Origin of the sequence: Sporosarcina oncorhynchi (genome assembly GCF_033304615.1) — a bacterium.
GTDB classification, from domain to species: Bacteria; Bacillota; Bacilli; order Bacillales_A; family Planococcaceae; genus Sporosarcina; species Sporosarcina oncorhynchi.
On the sequence record NZ_CP129118.1, the window covers coordinates 337,784 to 354,236 of the forward strand.

Here is a 16,453-nt window from a genome sequence, read left to right on the forward strand (position 1 = left end):
CCCGTCTTCCGCTCCAAGCAACGAAAAGTAGTTTCTAGTAAGTGTATATTCAAGAATTGGGTCATTATGTAAAAAAACCTGATATCCGTTCGATCTATGCTACAATGAAAGTGAATCGTCTAAAAACTTTAACTTTGAAATATGTGGAGGTCGTATTTTTGCTGCTTTATTTTTGATATATCTTCGCTCTAATTCACAACTATTAAAATTAGGAGCTGATATATGATGTTATATAGGAACTCACTTGATAGTATTTCACCGGATATGTTAAATGGTTTTTTTGAAGGATGGCCAAATCCACCTAATCCAGAAACTCACTTAAAACTGTTGAAAAACAGCAGTAGAGTAGTTATTGCATTAGATGATAAAACAAATCAAGTCATTGGATTTATTACCGCAATTAGTGATAGCGTTCTATCTGCTTACATTCCACTTCTTGAAGTGTTACCAGAATACAAAAATAAAGGTATAGGTATAGAATTGGTAAACAGAATGTTAAAGGAACTTGATCATATATATATGGTTGATTTATGTTGTGACGATGACCTAGTCCCTTATTATGAAAAGTTTAATATGATGAGGTCAAATGGTATGGTGTTGAGAAACTATAAAATGCAAGCTGGAATATGAAAAATAATTATAATAAAAACGCTTGGGCAGATCTCCAAGCGTTTTTGTCTATTGAATTCGCATAAAAATCTCCATTAATGATATTCGGTATTATACTATCTAGTAAAACTCTGGAATAAGGATTTGAACCCATTTAACAATACGATTGGGCCATTTAGTTAACTAAGGCTTATGGGTTTATGTAGAATTTACCGAAACATGGGAAGGAATTTAAATGAAAAAATGTATTTTACTAATGCTATTTTGTTTTATCTTAATTCTATCTGCTTGTTCTCAAAGTGAAGAAGATACACGGGATTATTCGGGAATTATTGGAGAAGGGAAAACTTTAGGTTATGAGTACATCGTAACAAAAGAACAAAATAATTTTTCTTGGAACGTCGGCTACAAAGGGGATATATCTATAATTGAAGAGGATACTGTCAATAAAGATGATTTAGTAAAATATATGAATGCTGTTAATGATAGTAAAATGTTATTAGTAAAACTAATTGTATCGGTATCATACTTTTTAATTGTTATTATAACAACGCTTATCCTTTATAAGAAAAATAGAAAAATGCTTAAAGACGGCGGTATAATTATAACTATGTTAGCAGGTATTGCAATATATATTGCCTTCAAAGCATCATTTGATTTAAGTAGTTCATTACAAGGTGCAAAATACTACTATTTGATATTAACTAATTAAGGTAATGGGGGGATTTTTAGAATGTACTATGTCTTGTAATTCTAAAGACTTTGTACAACATTCGGGGTTGTTTGTAGCATTTATAATTTCCATCCCACATCATATAAGGGCCGTTTTGTTGAATAAACGCGTTAAATCAAGGAGTTGCAACCAATAGTTGCTGTATGGTTGGTGGTGTGCAACCTGAAAAACCAATACGATGACAGTAATCGAATTGGAAAAGGAGTGTTGCATTATGTCGTTAGGTTCTACTATTAGTAGTAAGAGAAAATCTCTAAAACTATCGCAAGAATATGTAGCTGAACAGTTAGGAGTGAGTAGGCAGGCGGTATCAAAATGGGAAACGAATCAATCAGAACCGTCAACAAATAATCTACTAAAACTGGCTGATTTATTTGATAGTGACATTATCGAATTAGTTTCTCCTGAGAAATATGTAGAGGAGCAAAAAGACGTAGAAACTCAAGTTAAGCGAAGTAGAAAAGATATAAAAATGCAAATTTCCGCTGCTTCTGGACGGGTTTTGACTTTGATTGGTTTTTTAGGCTTCATTGGTGCTTATTCTGATCGAGCTTCATACGGACTTCCTGATTGGTATCTAAACATTTATTGGGGTGTTTTATTTTCAATGGGATTGGTCTTATCATTTATAGCTGCAAGGGATTACTTTAATAGAAAATCCGGATCGAAAAAAATTATATGGTTCGACTTAATATTTGTTTTTTCTTTCTTTTTTAATGAAATGTTACCTTTTGAAAAAAATATAAATACATTGATTACCTTACTTTTTGCTATTGTGATTTTAAGTGTCATAAATATTAAGTTTTTTATCCCAGTGTGGAGGACACGAAAGTTATCAGGAGAATAAAGTTTTGAATTATTCCTCTAAGTTATATACCGCAATTGTGGACAGATGGCTATGACCTTATTGAGCTGTGAATTAGATAAAGAATAATGATTTAATCATCGGGTCTTTTTTGAAAAATTATCTAACTAGGCGCTCCATCCTCTCTATCTTATTTGCTAAGCGGTCAATTTGTTTTTGCATTTTCTCTAATTCGCTTGTTTGATCTAATTCGCTGGAGGGGTTTTGAGGGGTTTCGCTTGCTTGTTTCGACTTTTCTAATTCTTGTAATGCAATTCCCGCTGCTATTGCTTGAAGACCGTCTCCTAATGTTGAAAGTGCACTTCCGATTAATGCTAGTCTGGCCGCATAAATTTCAGGTGACTCGGTATTTTGGCTCGTTTGGTTGTTGTATGGGTTATTCATTATTTCGCACCTCGCTTAAATGACTTTTTATTATATATGAAACATTTACTGAAATAATGAGCTGAATTAAGGCTAGGTATTTGATATGCGAAAGACAAAGTTTAAAGTTAATTCAATCCTGAAAATAAAAGGTACCAAAACCGTCATGGTTTCTGGTACCTTCTTTAATGCGTGATTATGATTGTACACTTTTGAATACATTTCTTTTTAGATGACACGTAATTCAAAAATCTGTTACTTACTTGCCACCCAACATATTGAACAACCCGCCTGCTAGGCTGCCTTCATCCCGTGATCCGCCACCTGGAGTTTGAGGGGCTGCTGCGAATACTCTGCTCGCAAGCCTTGAGAATGGCAACGATTGAATCCATACTTTACCGGGGCCGCGAAGAGTTGCGAAAAAGAGGCCTTCTCCGCCAAACAATGCCGTTTTTACGCCTTTGACCATTTCGATATTATACTCAACATCCTGTGTCATCGCGACAAGGCATCCTGTATCAACGCGCAATGTCTCGCCGGGGGAGAGCGTCTTTTCGATAATTGTTCCGCCTGCGTGCACGAAAGCCATACCGTCTCCTTCGAGTTTCTGCATGATAAACCCTTCACCACCGAAAAAGCCGACGCCCAATTTACGCTGGAATTCCACGCCAATGGATACGCCTTTTGCTGCCGCCAAGAACGCATCTTTTTGGCAAATAATTTTACCGTTATATTCGCTTAAATCCATCGGAATGATTTTGCCCGGGTAGGGAGCTGCGAAAGAGGCATGCTTCTTGCCTGATCCTGTATTCGTAAACGTCGTCATGAACAGACTTTCCCCCGTAATTAACCGTTTCCCTGCGCCCATCAATTTCCCCATCAGTCCACTGCCTGAATTGCCGGTCCCATCTCCGAAAATCGTTTCCATGTCAATTCCGTCTTCCATCATCATGAGCGCTCCGGCTTCCGCGACAACAGTTTCACCTGGATCTAGTTCAACTTCAACAAATTGCATATCATCACCGTGTAACTTGAAATCGATTTCGTGGTTATTCATCTATTGAACCTCCTTGGGTTTTGTATATATTTCTACGTTTAAAAGCCGTTAGAAGTTTCACTTATCTTGTAGACTCTTTTCTTTGTTAATATACTTCACAAGAAACGTTGAAATCTCAGTAGATCGGTAATAGAGCCGTGTTCCTTTGAATAGTTGTTGGAAAGGGGCGATTAGTGCATCCATTACGACTAGATTAGGTGTCTCTGAGAGCATTTCATCCAAGAAGAATTCTGTGAAACGGATTCCTTCGGTAAGCTTCTCCTTCTTAACCATCAATAGGAAACGTTCAAGCTTTTCGACAACATGCGTTGCGCAAGTAGGTGTGGTTTCGTTCGCCGAAGTCAACGTTTTCAAGTAATCCTTTCCGAGTAATGTGTCTTCGTTTCGGATCATGTCATCCATGATGGAGTCAACCCGGCGAATCGTAAAGTGAACGAGATCGTCGATGTCAATCTTTTTTGCGGAAGACGAAAGGAAGTGAATGAGGTGCTGGATGACACCCAAAATCATGACTGCACAATCAAGTACATACGGTTCCGCCTCTTCTCCGTAAACATCCGCAAGCCTTGAAGTGAGCCAGTTCAATTCCATCAAATGATGTCTTCTGACAAAATTCCTTAATTCAGCGTCGCCTGAATAAAAGACTGCTTCGTAGATTGACAATAGATTGTGTTCACGGTTTACATGCATGCGCACAAGTATCTGTTCAGCTAATATATTTTTATCCGAGATGTCTTTGCCTTGTTGCAGTTCATGTCTACGGACAATCGACTCTTCGTGTGCAAACTCGAAGATGGCAATAAGACATTCGTTTTTGGATGTGAAATAATTATAAAATGTCCCTTTTGATATTTGCGCAGATTCAATAATATCTTGGATGGATGTTGTGATGAATCCTTTTTCGATAAATAATCTTTGCGCTGTCAATAGGACGTGTAGTTTACGGTCGTTCATCTAAATCATCCTTCAGGAATAAGATTTGTACTACTAGTTCAATTTCTATTCTACTTAATTAATATTGCTACATCAATGATTTAAAGTTTTTTTAAAATGTAAACGTTTACGTATTTGATTAATTTGGACTGCCGGTATAAAATAGATTTTATGCTGTACGACGATTATCGTTAGTTAGAAAAAATGGAGGTCAAGTAAATGGAAATAGATATTAAAAAGATGCACGAAAAACCTCCTTATGGAATGATTGCAATTTTGTTTTTCGGTGCATTCGTGGCAATCTTGAACAATACATTATTAAATATAGCCTTACCTTCAATCATGACGGAGTTCTCCGTGAAACCTTCACAGGTCCAATGGTTGACGACGGGGTATATGCTTGTAAACGGAATTATGATTCCAGCAAGTGCGTTCTTCATACAGAAATTCACAAACCGTAAACTGTTTTTGACAGCAATGACGTTATTCACAATCGGAACCGCGTTGGCTATCTATGCACCGAGTTTTAATATGCTCGTCACTGCCCGAATGATTCAAGCTTCGGGATCTGCGCTCATGATGCCGTTGCTTATGAATGTCATGTTGGTTGCTTTCCCGATTGAGAAACGGGGAGCAGCGATGGGGATGTTTGGTCTTGTCATGTTCACTGCGCCTGCAATTGGGCCGACACTTTCAGGGTGGGTTGTTGAACATTATTCGTGGAGGACACTTTTCGTCATCGTTTTGCCGTTCGGTATTTTGACGATTTTGTGGGCATTGTTTAAATTGCGTAATATTACACCAAATCGTAACGTGAAATTGGATGTCTTATCACTTATCCTTTCCAGTGTTGGGTTTGGGGGACTGCTCTACGGATTCAGTTCAGCAGGGGACAAAGGATGGGGCTCACCACTTGTTTACGGGACAATTGGGGTTGGAGCGTTTTCACTGGCACTATTCATTGTCCGACAGTTGCTTATGAAGGATCCGTTATTGGACTTCCGCATTTATAAGCACCCGATGTTTGCGCTTGCTTCAGTCATTTCGATTGTCATGTCTGTTGCCATGTTCTCGGGTATGATTCTGACACCGTTATACGTCCAGAATGTCAGAGGCATTCTTCCGTTTGAAGCAGGACTACTTATGTTGCCTGGTGCAATTATAATGGGATTGATGTCGCCGATTACCGGTCGTGTTTTCGATAAATATGGACCGAAAGCCATTTCGATAACCGGTCTTGTCATCACGACAATTTCAACCTATTACTTAAGTAAACTCGAATTAACGACGGGCTATTATTACTTGATGGCACTGTACACAGTGAGAATGTTCGGTATGTCGATGGTTATGATGCCGATCATGACGAATGGGTTGAACCAATTACCGATGCGTTCTAATCCGCATGGTACAGCGATGAACAACACACTTCAGCAAGTATCAGGGGCAATTGGTTCTGCTTTGTTGTTGACGATTATGACGAAACGGATGGAAAGCACGGGTGCAACACTTGCGCAGGACGCAGCCGCTTCAGGTGCTTTATCTTCTACTACTGAGCAGGAAATCTACTTGAAGTCCATGTTGGATGGCATCAACTATTCGTTTTTGATTTCCGCGTTCATTTCAGTAGCGGCATTAATTCTTGCGTTGTTCGTCAAGCGTGTCCGACAACCGAAATATGACGATGTGAAAAAGCAAGAGCAAGAGGAAACACCGATGGATTCATTAAAACCAGTGGAAGAATAAAGTCATAATAAATCCCCACAAAGCAGTAAACTGCTTTGTGGGATTTTTTATTTTATTCAGAGAAAAGGAAGGATTCTCCTGTGAAGTTGTCGAAATAAGTAAAGTGGAAGCGTTTTCAAAATAGTGTTTGAAGCGGAAAGGGGATTTTTAAAATGCAATTGAACAACTTTATTGGGGGACTTTGGCAAGATGCAGGAGGAGCGGATTATAAGGCTGTTACAAATCCTGCTACTGGTGAAGAATTAGCACAAGTACGACTATCAACTAAATCTGACGTGGATCTGGCTGTTGAAGCTGCTAAGAAGGCGCAAAAAGAATGGGCGCTAGTTCCAGCACCTAAACGGGCAGATTACTTATATGAGATTGGCAATCTGATGAAAGAAAAGAAGGAGCATCTTTCCCAAGTTTTGACGAAAGAAATGGGGAAAGTCATCGAAGAAGGACGCGGTGAAGTTCAAGAAGGTATTGACATGGCTTTCTATATGGCTGGAGAAGGAAGAAGAATGTTTGGGGAAACAGTCCCTTCCGAACTGCAGGATAAATTCGCAATGAGCGTGCGCGCGCCGATTGGTGTGGTCGGACTAATTACACCGTGGAACTTCCCGGTGGCGATTGCGACGTGGAAGTCTTTCCCGGCAATCGTTGCAGGAAATACATTCATTTGGAAGCCGGCAACGGAAACGCCGATGATGGCATATGAAATGGCGAAAATTTTTGAAGAAGTGGGGTTGCCAGCAGGTGTTGCGAACATCGTTTTCGGTTCAGGTTCAGAAGTCGGAACAGCGATGATTGAACATCCTGATGTGCGCGTCATTTCATTCACTGGGTCCACTGAAACAGGGCGTCATGTTGCGGAAACAGGTGGACGCCATCTGAAGAAAGTATCCCTTGAGATGGGTGGCAAGAATGCGGTCATCGTTATGGATGATGCGGATATCGATTTGGCGGTGGAAGGGATTCTCTGGAGCGCATTCGGAACAGCTGGACAGCGCTGTACTGCATGTAGCCGGGTCATCGTGCATAAAGATGTTAAAGAGGAATTGGAAGAGAAGTTGTTGGCTTCCATGAAGCATTTGACGATTGGAAATGGTTTGGACGAGTCTGTCAAAATTGGGCCGGTCATCAATGAGAAAGCGATTGAAAAAATCAAAAAGTATGTTGGTATCGGAAATGACGAAGGGGCGAAGTTGCTGGCGGGGGGCAATGTGCTCACTGACGGTGATCTTGCAAATGGTCATTATTTCGAACCGACACTGTTCACCGATGTGAAGTGGGATAGCCGCCTGGCACAGGAAGAGATTTTTGGCCCGGTTGTATCCTTAATCGAAGTTGGAAGTCTAGAAGAAGCTATAGAAGTGAATAACAGTGTTATTTATGGACTGTCGAGCTCGATCTTCTCCAAAGACGTCAATACAATCTTCCGTGCTCAACGTGATTTGGATACAGGAATCGTCTATGTGAACGCTGGTACGACGGGTGCTGAAATCCACCTTCCGTTCGGAGGAACGAAGGGTACAGGGAATGGACATAGAGATTCCGGAGTTGCGGCACTAGATGTATTCACCGAGTGGAAGAGTATTTATGTGGACTATAGTGGGAAGTTGCAAAGAGCACAAATTGATAACTCATAAACTATGTATTTGATTCGAGGAATCCGTTTTTGCGTTGACTAGCAGCATAATTATGAATCTATTTACTGGCTGTCGATTTTCTATCAGAAGATTTAACAGCCAGTTGAAGTGAGGACTAGTGAATCTTTTTGGAATGGAGATGTTCATATGAAAGTGGTAGTTCTTGGGGCAGGTTTGATGGGGAAAGAAGCAGTACGTGACCTTGTGAAAAGTGATGATGTAACAAAAGTATATTTGGCGGACTTGAATACAAGACCTGCCGAGGATTTTGCGGAGCAACTGATGTCCGACAAGCTCGATATCCTATGGCTGGATGCGTCCAATGATTTACAATTACAGGAAGTGATGGCGCTTGGGGATGTTGTCATTAATGCCCTGTTCTACACATTCAATGAAAAAGTGGCGAAGATCGCTGTTGATATAGGTGTCCATTCAATTGACCTTGGCGGACATATCGGTGGGGCGACGGACGCTGTGCTTGAATTGGCTGAAAAGGCGGAAGCAAAAGGTGTGACAATCATTCCTGATCTAGGCGTTGCACCCGGTATGATCAATATCCTGGCGGGGTATGGCGCTGGTAAGTTGGATAAAATCGATACAATCAAACTGTATGTCGGTGGTATCCCAGTTGAGCCTGAATTGCCACTAAATTATAATGTCGTCTTCTCCCTTGAAGGGGTATTTGATCATTATACAGATCCTTCACATGTCATCCGTGATGGCGAGTTGAGAGAGATTCCTTCATTATCAGAAGTGGAATCGATTTATTTCGATAAATACGGTGAGTTGGAAGCGTTCCATACGTCTGGCGGTACATCGACGTTAACGAAAACGTTCAAAGATATCCAAACGTTGGAATATAAGACAATCCGCTATCCGGGGCATGCAGAGAAATTCCAATTGCTCGTTGATCTGGGTCTATTATCAAGGGATAACGAAGTGAACGTCGATGGGAAGACTGTTAAAGTCCGTGATGTCATGCGTGAACAATTGTCTCCGCAGCTGCGTCTTGGGGATAAATCAGATGCGGTCTTGCTGCGTGTTAGTGTAAGCGGAGAAGCGCACGGTATGCCTGCGACGTATGAATATAATCTCGTGACGGAAAAGGACTTATCTGTGAATGAAACGGCGATGGCACGTGCAACAGCGAATACAATCTCGGTCGTGGCGCAGATGATTGGTAACGGAACGATTACAAAACGTGGTGTCCACCCTCCTGAAACGATTGTTCCGGGAGACCAGTATATTGAAGAGATGAAAAAACGTGGTGTCATGATCGAAGAAACAGTGAAAACGCAACAGGCGCATGTTTGATTAACGATGCGAAAGGGGTCGGAGAAGGTGAATTTTGATTTTACAGATGAACAAAAAATGTTGCGCAAAACAGCGAGGCAATTTGTAGATGATGAAATCATGCCGCATATCCAGCAATGGGATGCGGAAGGCGGTTTTGATCAGGGAATCTGGAAAAAGCTTGCGGACCTAGGCTTCATGGGTGTTTGTATTCCTGAACAATATGGCGGTAGTGGTATGGATTATAATTCCTTGGCGATTCTATGTGAAGAACTGGAACGTGGCGATACAGCGTTCCGGACTGCCGTGTCGGTTCATATCGGGTTGAACTCCATGTCTTTATTGCAATGGGGTACGGAAGAACAGAAGCAAAAATTCCTAGTGCCTCAAGCAAAAGGTGAAAAAGTGGGTGCTTTCGGACTTACAGAGCCTGGTGCTGGCTCCGACGTTGCTGCTATGTCGACAACCGCTGTACGTGACGGTGATGAATACGTCATTAACGGACAAAAAACCTGGATTTCACTCTGTGATATTGCTGACCATTTCCTCGTCTTTGCGTACACGGACAAATCGAAAAAACATCATGGCATTAGTGCGTTCATTGTGGATCGCACTACCCCTGGTTTTTCGTCGAAAGCGATTAAAGGGAAGTACGGAATCCGTGCGGGAAATACGGGTGAACTGTTTTTCGAAGATATGCGTATACCAGCAGAAAATATGCTGGGCGCGGAAGGCGAAGGATTCAAAATTGCGATGGCTTCCCTCGACAACGGACGTTTTACCGTTGCGGCGGGTGCGGTCGGTCTAATTATGGCGAGTCTGGAAGAAAGTGTGAAGTATTGCCATGCCCGAGAAACATTTGGCAAGTCGATTGGCAAGCATCAGCTCGTCCAACAGATGATTGCCAATATGGAAGCCGGCTATCAGATGAGTCGACTGCTCGTCTATCGTGCAGGTGAATTGAAGAACAAAGGTGTACGGAATACACGCGAGACGTCGCTTGCTAAGTGGCAGGCCTGTGATTTTGCGAATAAAGCAGCAGACGATGCATTTCAAATCCATGGCGCGTATGGCTACTCCGACGAATATCCAGTTGCCCGTTTCCTGCGTAATTCGAAAGCGCCTGTTATTTACGAAGGAACACGTGAAATCCATACAATTATGCAAGCGGAATATGTATTGGGGTATCGGGAAGATAAAAAACTAACGCATATGTTGCCGGAATGGCCGTTTGACTGAATACTTAATGCCAAGAGGGTAAATCCTTCTTGGCATTTTTGCGTCATAACTGATGATTGGGGGAGCGATGTTTTTATGGGGAACTATAGTTTACAAGGACAAAGTGTTGATTGTGGAACGGATTGCCTTATGGTAGACTTCTACCATTCTTGTTGGTCGCATGTCCAGTAATGTAGAAGAGGTATAAGGGGTAAATACACATGAGAAAATTAATTCCACTCGCAGCAATGCTAATAATAGGTGTTTGTTTAAGTGGTTGTGAAGAGAATCAGAAGATAGATTTATCGGCAGAAGAGATTGTTGATAAGGCATTGGTTGCAATTGAATCGCCTATTACATATTACGGAGAATTCGAAGAAAGTGATGGCGAAAAATATAAAGAATGGGCCGATTCAGATGGTAAAAGCAAATTGAAGCGGAGAGATCGATTGCAGCAGACGGTAGAGATGTTCGACGGAAAGCAACTGTTCTTGTATGACGAAGAAAATGGTATGGTAGCGGCTATTAAGCGTTCCTACAAAGACATAGGCTTCAGCACCCGTTCCCTTCGATTGCGGTCAGGATTTTTATTGGAACTTGTCAAAGAGCAGTGTGAGTTATCCGTTGTAGGGGAGGAAAAAGTGGCAGGGCGCAACACTTATCATATCGTAGGGAGTCAGAATGGGGGTAAAGCTTGTATTGGGAAACCGGAATATTGGATTGACCAAGAGAACTCAATGGTTCTTAAGATTTTCGAGAATTATGATGAACGCCAGAAAGTTACAATCGAATATACAAAAGTGGATTTTGACGCGAAAATTTCGGATGATGCATTTGTTTTTGATTTCCCAGAAGGTGCAGGCGTCAATACAATAGTGGATCCGGAAGAATCTTCAGTGCAAGAAGCAAAAGAAAAACTTGGGAAGTTCTTTCAAGTACCCGAAACTGCAGAAATTAAGCTCTCAGAGATTATCATCTTTGAAGAAAATAAAGAGCGGCCTGAGTTTACATTCGATTATACGAAAAATGGTCAGCCTGAGTTTTCGGTGACTGTCTTCCCGTCTTCAGGCGAGATTGACTTCGGTAATTTCCTTGATGAAGAAATCATAGCGGCTCATGGGCAAAAAGGAATCAACAATAGTAATCTTCATAGCTTTTCATATACATGGATGGAAAATGGTTTGCTTTATACTGCAACATCAAAAAATACCGAGTTAAATGAAGAAGACTTTATTGGATATCTTGATGGAATGATTGAGGTCCAATGAAGCTCAAGCATAATGATTGCTGATGAATCGATGCCCAGAGGGTGAATCCTTCTTGGCGTTTTTACATAATTGACGCAGGAAGCGTCTTGAAATCCTTCGATAGTAGTTGTAAATATAGTGGGTTTGTATATAATCGGAGATAAATACACTACACGCATACTAATCGGGGGATATTATGTACAGACTAACAGCTAGTTTCGCGAGATTTATTTTTTTCTTTGTTGCCAAAATCGAATTAAAGGATTTGCATAAACTGCCTAAGGAAGGCGGGTATATTATTACGTGTTCACATCGCGGGTGGCTTGAGATTATAGCACTTGGGATTTCGTTGCCGAAACCAATCCATTTCATGGCGAAGAAAGAACTATTCTCTAAAAAACTTCTTGCCTCATTCCTGACGAGCATCAAAGCATTCCCTGTAGATCGGGAAAACCCATCACCCAGCAGTATTAAGACACCTGTTAAGCTGTTGCGATCGGGTGAAGTGATCGGGATTTTTCCGGGCGGGACGAGATCATCAGAAGATGCGCCTGTCAAAAGGGGTGCCGTGACGATTGCGAATTTGTCCAAAGCACCGATTGTTCCTGTTACATACATCGGACCTGCAAGTTTCAAAGAAGCTCGGAAATGTAGAAAAGTAACGATTACAATCGGTGACCCGTTCATCGTCGATACAAAGGATAAGGATGCACTGCAAGCCTATTCGGATAAACTTGGCCGTGCAATCAATCCTGTTTAAGATGCAACTTTTCGCTGAAAAGACAGTCTACTCATGAAAGGGACGGTGATGCTTGTGAAGAAGAAGATAACCGCTACTCTCGCAGGAGCGGGCTTGTTAATGGCGGTGTCTGGTTGCGGATCTGGACAAGATAACGGAAATCTTGCGATTGCAGAAGCGGTGGATTTTGGAACGAAAGACTATGAACGCATAATTATGCCGACCAATGACCTTGCTTATGAACTGCTTGATAAAATTGAAGCGAACGACGATGGGAACGTGTTCTTCTCACCGGCTAGTTTATGGATGGCGCTTGCAATCGTCTATAACGGAGCAGATGGAGAGACGAAAACGGAAATGGCTGAAGCGATGCAAGCGCAGGGCATTGACGTAGCTGACCTGAATAAAGCGAATGCTTCACTAATGACGGCGTTGAACAAAGACAGCGACAATATCCAACTTACAATTGCGAACTCCATCTGGTTAAATGAAGAATTCAACTTGCAGAAAGACTTCGCCAAGCGGACGGAGGATTATTTTAATGCGCAGACGCACCAAATTACGATCTCGAGCAATGAAGCATCTAAGAAAATTAATGAGTGGGTGAAGAAGGCAACGAACGCTAAAATCGATAAAATGGTTGATGATCCGCTCGATTCGAATCTTGTTGCGCTTGTATTGAATGCGATTTACTTCAAAGGAGACTGGACATATCCCTTTGACAAGAAACAGACGGAAAAACGTACTTTCCATTTGGAAGACGGCACCGAAAAAATCGCGCCGTTCATGAAACTGCAACGGAAGTTCTCCTATATGGCTGGAGATGGCTTTCAAGCAGTCAAATTGCCATACGCGGATGGCGAAATGAGCATGACTGTTGTGTTGCCGGATGAAAACCTCGGCTTGGAAGACTTCAAGCGCACACTCTCTACTGAAAACTGGGGACTATTCCTGACGGCATTCAACGAACGAGAAGGTACCATTTTATTGCCGAAATTTAAAATGGAGTACGAAACGGAACTCAATGGCGCACTAGAAGCGCTTGGCATGCCTAGCGTATTCACGGAAAGTGCTGATTTCAGCCATATGGTTGAAGGTGACGCCAATCTCTTTATCTCCACTGTGAAACAGAAAACGTATATTGACGTGAATGAAGAAGGCACTGAAGCGGCAGCAGTCACCGGTGTACAAGTAGGAGTGACATCCGCGCCGGCTGACGGTCCTTTCCATATGGAAATGAACCGCCCATTTTTCCTGATGATTACCGATGAAGAAACGGGTGTTGTGTTGTTTGTGGGATATGTCGCGAATCCTCAGTGAAACTGAAAATTGCAGTTATGTAACAGTTGTGATAAAATATTCTTACTATTATTGATCGGAGGTGAGGAATGGATGTTGGACACTGTGTATGCACGCGAAAGACTATTGGAATATTTAGCCACTTCGTGTGCGATTACGCATGAAATTGCGCTTAACGGGATACGTATGCCCTTTTTTAGACAATTTCAGTAATCACACAGCTGTTTAGCAAAACATTCCTCACGACTTTTTAGGGGAAGGCTGCTTAAACGCAGTCTTTTTTTGTGCTTCCAGCTGTGAAAACAGAACGAGAGGAAGCGGAATTCATGATTTGTACAATCCAACAAGTAAGTAAAATGTTAGGCGGCAACACGATCTTTGAAAATCTTTCATTAGATATTAAAACAGGTGATAAATTAGGCATTGTAGGGCGGAATGGTAGTGGGAAAACGACATTATTTAAACTCATTGCTGGTGTTGAACCACCGGATACTGGTCAAATTCATTATAAAAAGGGGACTACTATCGGTTATTTAGCCCAAATCCCTTTATTCGAGAAATCGATGTCAGGTTATGATGTTCTGAAAAGCGCATTCGCTGAACTTGTAACGATTCAACAGCAACTGGCTGAACTTGAATTGAAATTATCGAATGCTGAAGATGGAAGTATGGAACGGCTGCTCCTACAATATGGACAATTGCAGGATGAATTTGTTCGACGAGACGGTTATACGATGGACTCGGAAATTGAAAAAATCATTAATGGTCTTCAATTACGCTCCTTTGTAGGTAGAGACTTCAGAGAAATGAGTGGCGGCGAGCAGACGAAAGTGATGCTTGGTAAACTATTATTGACACAACCAGATTTGCTTTTATTGGATGAACCAACAAACCATTTGGATCTATTTGCGGTGGAATGGCTTGAGGAATACTTAGCAGAATACACGGGTACCCTCGTTATCATTTCTCACGATCGTTATTTTCTAGATCACGTTGTTAAAAAGGTCGCTGATCTTGAAGAAGGGGAACTTCATCTTTATAGCGGAAATTATAGTTCTTTCATTCAAGAAAAAGAAGAACGTCTTCTTCGTGAGTTTCAAGACTATGAGGAACAACAGAAGAAGATGAAAAAGATGAAAGAAGCGATCAAAAGACTTAGAATCTGGGCAAACGAAGCGAATCCGCCGAATGCAGGCTTGCATAGACAAGCAAGAAATATGGAACGGGCATTAGAACGGATGGAAAAGGTGCGTAAACCGTTAGTCGATCCTAAGAAAATGGGGTTAACGTTTGAATCGGCACAAAGGAGCGGCAAGGAAGTCGTCATTATGCAAGACGTAAAAAAGAACTTTGGAGAAAAAGTGTTACTTAGTGAAGCGGATTTACACGTCTATTGGAAGGATCGGACCGCGATTGTCGGCAAGAATGGAAGTGGGAAGTCGACAATCCTTAAGATGCTGATTGGCCAATTACATCCTGATGAGGGAGTTTGTAAGCTAGGCAGTAATGTAAAAGTAGGCTTCCTATCACAGCATTTTGAGATGAGTAATCCAAAGGCTCGACTAATCGATGCCTTTCGTGAAGAGGTAAGTGTGTCGGAAGGTGAATCAAGACATATCCTGGCAAAATTCATGTTTTATGGACCTGACGTTTTCAAACGAGTCGGGGATTTGAGCGGCGGTGAGCGGATGCGATTGAGACTCGCTCAACTTATGCATCAGGACGTGAACTTGTTGGTGTTGGATGAACCGACAAATCACTTGGATATAGAATCTCGTGAAGTGTTGGAAGATGCATTGGAGGAATTTCCAGGAACGATTCTCGCTGTCTCGCACGACAGGTACTTTTTGAATAAGTTGTTCTCCCGCACTGCTTGGTTGGAAGAAGGGGAAATCACGATGTTCGAAGGCTCATTTGATTGGGCTAGAACGAAATGGCATGAACTGCAGCAAGCGCGAGTCGTGGAGCACCCTCTGAAACCGATTCCTGTGAAAAAACAGCTAGCTAAAGAAGAAGTTTTGGTGGATAGAGAGGCTGAAATTGAAAGACTTGAACTACGGATTCGTCAATTGGAGCAGGATCTTTTGACAGAAAGTGAATGGGAAAGTTATGAGTTAGGCATGAAAAACTTATGTGAGATGAAAACGAGTTTGGATGCTTACTATGAAAAGTGGATGAGTGAATGTGAATAAGTAAGTTCGTTTTTGAAAATGTCAGTGTGTTCGCAGTTAATGCGTACATATTGACATTTTTATTTAAGAATTAATATTATTTAGCGCTTTATTGATTTTCATTAATAATAAAATAAAGAGAGATATGATGTAAATAAGAGAAAGGAGGACGATACGAATTATGGCATATCCCGTTATTAGTCATTGTCCTGTTTGCAGCGAAACGTTAAAAATTACAAAGCTTCACTGCTCGAAATGCCATACCACGATCGAAAATGAATTTGAACTATCTAAACTTGCCGCATTGACAGGTGATCAATTGCAATTTGCCGAGGTTTTCCTCGCATGTAGGGGGAATATTAAAGAAGTTGAAAAGGAATTGGGGATTTCCTATCCGACTGTTCGTGGGAAGTTGAATGAGGTTGTAAATTCACTTGGGTATGAAATGAAAAAGAAAAGTGATGTGGATGAAAAGAAAGTGATCGCCATGCTGGCGAGTGGGGAAATTACTACAGAAGAGGCAATCTCGCTTTTGAAAAATGAATAGGGGGA

The 16,453-nt window shown here is 41.5% G+C and carries 16 protein-coding genes; 13 read left to right on the top strand and 3 right to left on the bottom strand.

Going from position 1 to position 16,453, the window contains the following annotated elements:
- Positions 1-225 precede the first annotated feature (225 nt).
- The 3 genes from QWT69_RS01745 (at position 226) to QWT69_RS01755 (ending at position 2,189) form a co-directional block, all read left to right on the top strand.
- Positions 226-630, top strand: coding sequence for a GNAT family N-acetyltransferase (locus QWT69_RS01745; protein WP_317970853.1), 405 nt, complete (start codon positions 226-228; stop codon positions 628-630).
- A 214-nt stretch (positions 631-844) separates the two neighbouring features.
- Positions 845-1,321 carry a hypothetical protein gene (locus QWT69_RS01750; RefSeq protein WP_317968374.1) on the top strand — a complete coding sequence of 159 codons (477 nt, stop codon included), beginning with the start codon at positions 845-847 and terminating at the stop codon, positions 1,319-1,321.
- Positions 1,322-1,556: 235 nt separating this feature from the next.
- Positions 1,557-2,189, top strand: a complete 633-nt coding sequence (locus QWT69_RS01755; RefSeq protein WP_317968376.1) for a helix-turn-helix domain-containing protein — start codon at positions 1,557-1,559, stop codon at positions 2,187-2,189.
- Between the two features lie 117 nt (positions 2,190-2,306).
- Here QWT69_RS01755 and QWT69_RS01760 read toward each other — a convergent pair whose 3' ends face one another.
- The 3 genes from QWT69_RS01760 to QWT69_RS01770 all read right to left on the bottom strand — a co-directional run bounded on the left by QWT69_RS01760 (position 2,307) and on the right by QWT69_RS01770 (position 4,581).
- Complete coding sequence (locus QWT69_RS01760; RefSeq protein WP_317968378.1) at positions 2,307-2,591, bottom strand: translation initiation factor 2; 285 nt, start codon at positions 2,589-2,591, stop codon at positions 2,307-2,309.
- A 238-nt stretch (positions 2,592-2,829) separates the two neighbouring features.
- Positions 2,830-3,627, bottom strand: coding sequence for a TIGR00266 family protein (locus QWT69_RS01765; protein ID WP_317968380.1), 798 nt, complete (start codon positions 3,625-3,627; stop codon positions 2,830-2,832).
- A gap of 57 nt (positions 3,628-3,684) precedes the next feature.
- Positions 3,685-4,581, bottom strand: a complete 897-nt coding sequence (locus QWT69_RS01770; protein ID WP_317968382.1) for a TetR/AcrR family transcriptional regulator — start codon at positions 4,579-4,581, stop codon at positions 3,685-3,687.
- A gap of 198 nt (positions 4,582-4,779) precedes the next feature.
- On the opposite strand from QWT69_RS01770, the gene QWT69_RS01775 reads away from it, so the two are divergent.
- From QWT69_RS01775 to QWT69_RS01820, 10 genes are all read left to right on the top strand, one after another.
- Positions 4,780-6,303 (top strand): DHA2 family efflux MFS transporter permease subunit, encoded by a 1,524-nt coding sequence (locus QWT69_RS01775; protein WP_317968384.1) that lies wholly within the window; start codon positions 4,780-4,782, stop codon positions 6,301-6,303.
- Between the two features lie 152 nt (positions 6,304-6,455).
- Positions 6,456-7,934 (top strand): aldehyde dehydrogenase family protein, encoded by a 1,479-nt coding sequence (locus QWT69_RS01780; protein ID WP_317968386.1) that lies wholly within the window; start codon positions 6,456-6,458, stop codon positions 7,932-7,934.
- A 147-nt stretch (positions 7,935-8,081) separates the two neighbouring features.
- Entirely contained in the window at positions 8,082-9,248 is a 1,167-nt protein-coding gene (locus tag QWT69_RS01785) for a saccharopine dehydrogenase family protein (protein ID WP_317968388.1), read from the top strand.
- Positions 9,249-9,275: 27 nt separating this feature from the next.
- Positions 9,276-10,466, top strand: a complete 1,191-nt coding sequence (locus QWT69_RS01790; protein ID WP_317968390.1) for an acyl-CoA dehydrogenase family protein — start codon at positions 9,276-9,278, stop codon at positions 10,464-10,466.
- A gap of 200 nt (positions 10,467-10,666) precedes the next feature.
- Positions 10,667-11,713 carry a LolA family protein gene (locus tag QWT69_RS01795; protein ID WP_317968392.1) on the top strand — a complete coding sequence of 349 codons (1,047 nt, stop codon included), beginning with the start codon at positions 10,667-10,669 and terminating at the stop codon, positions 11,711-11,713.
- A gap of 175 nt (positions 11,714-11,888) precedes the next feature.
- Entirely contained in the window at positions 11,889-12,452 is a 564-nt protein-coding gene (locus QWT69_RS01800) for a lysophospholipid acyltransferase family protein (protein ID WP_317968394.1), read from the top strand.
- A 54-nt stretch (positions 12,453-12,506) separates the two neighbouring features.
- Positions 12,507-13,751: a serpin family protein gene (locus QWT69_RS01805; protein WP_317968396.1), complete on the top strand. Its 1,245-nt coding sequence runs from the start codon at positions 12,507-12,509 to the stop codon at positions 13,749-13,751.
- Positions 13,752-13,823: 72 nt separating this feature from the next.
- Positions 13,824-13,943, top strand: coding sequence for an RAxF-45 family protein (locus QWT69_RS01810; protein WP_317968398.1), 120 nt, complete (start codon positions 13,824-13,826; stop codon positions 13,941-13,943).
- Between the two features lie 113 nt (positions 13,944-14,056).
- Positions 14,057-15,922, top strand: a complete 1,866-nt coding sequence (gene abc-f / locus QWT69_RS01815; protein WP_317968400.1) for a ribosomal protection-like ABC-F family protein — start codon at positions 14,057-14,059, stop codon at positions 15,920-15,922.
- 160 nt (positions 15,923-16,082) lie between these two features.
- On the top strand, positions 16,083-16,448 hold the full coding sequence (locus tag QWT69_RS01820) for a DUF2089 domain-containing protein (protein WP_317968402.1): 366 nt from the start codon (positions 16,083-16,085) through the stop codon (positions 16,446-16,448).
- The last annotated feature ends 5 nt before the right edge of the window (positions 16,449-16,453 follow it).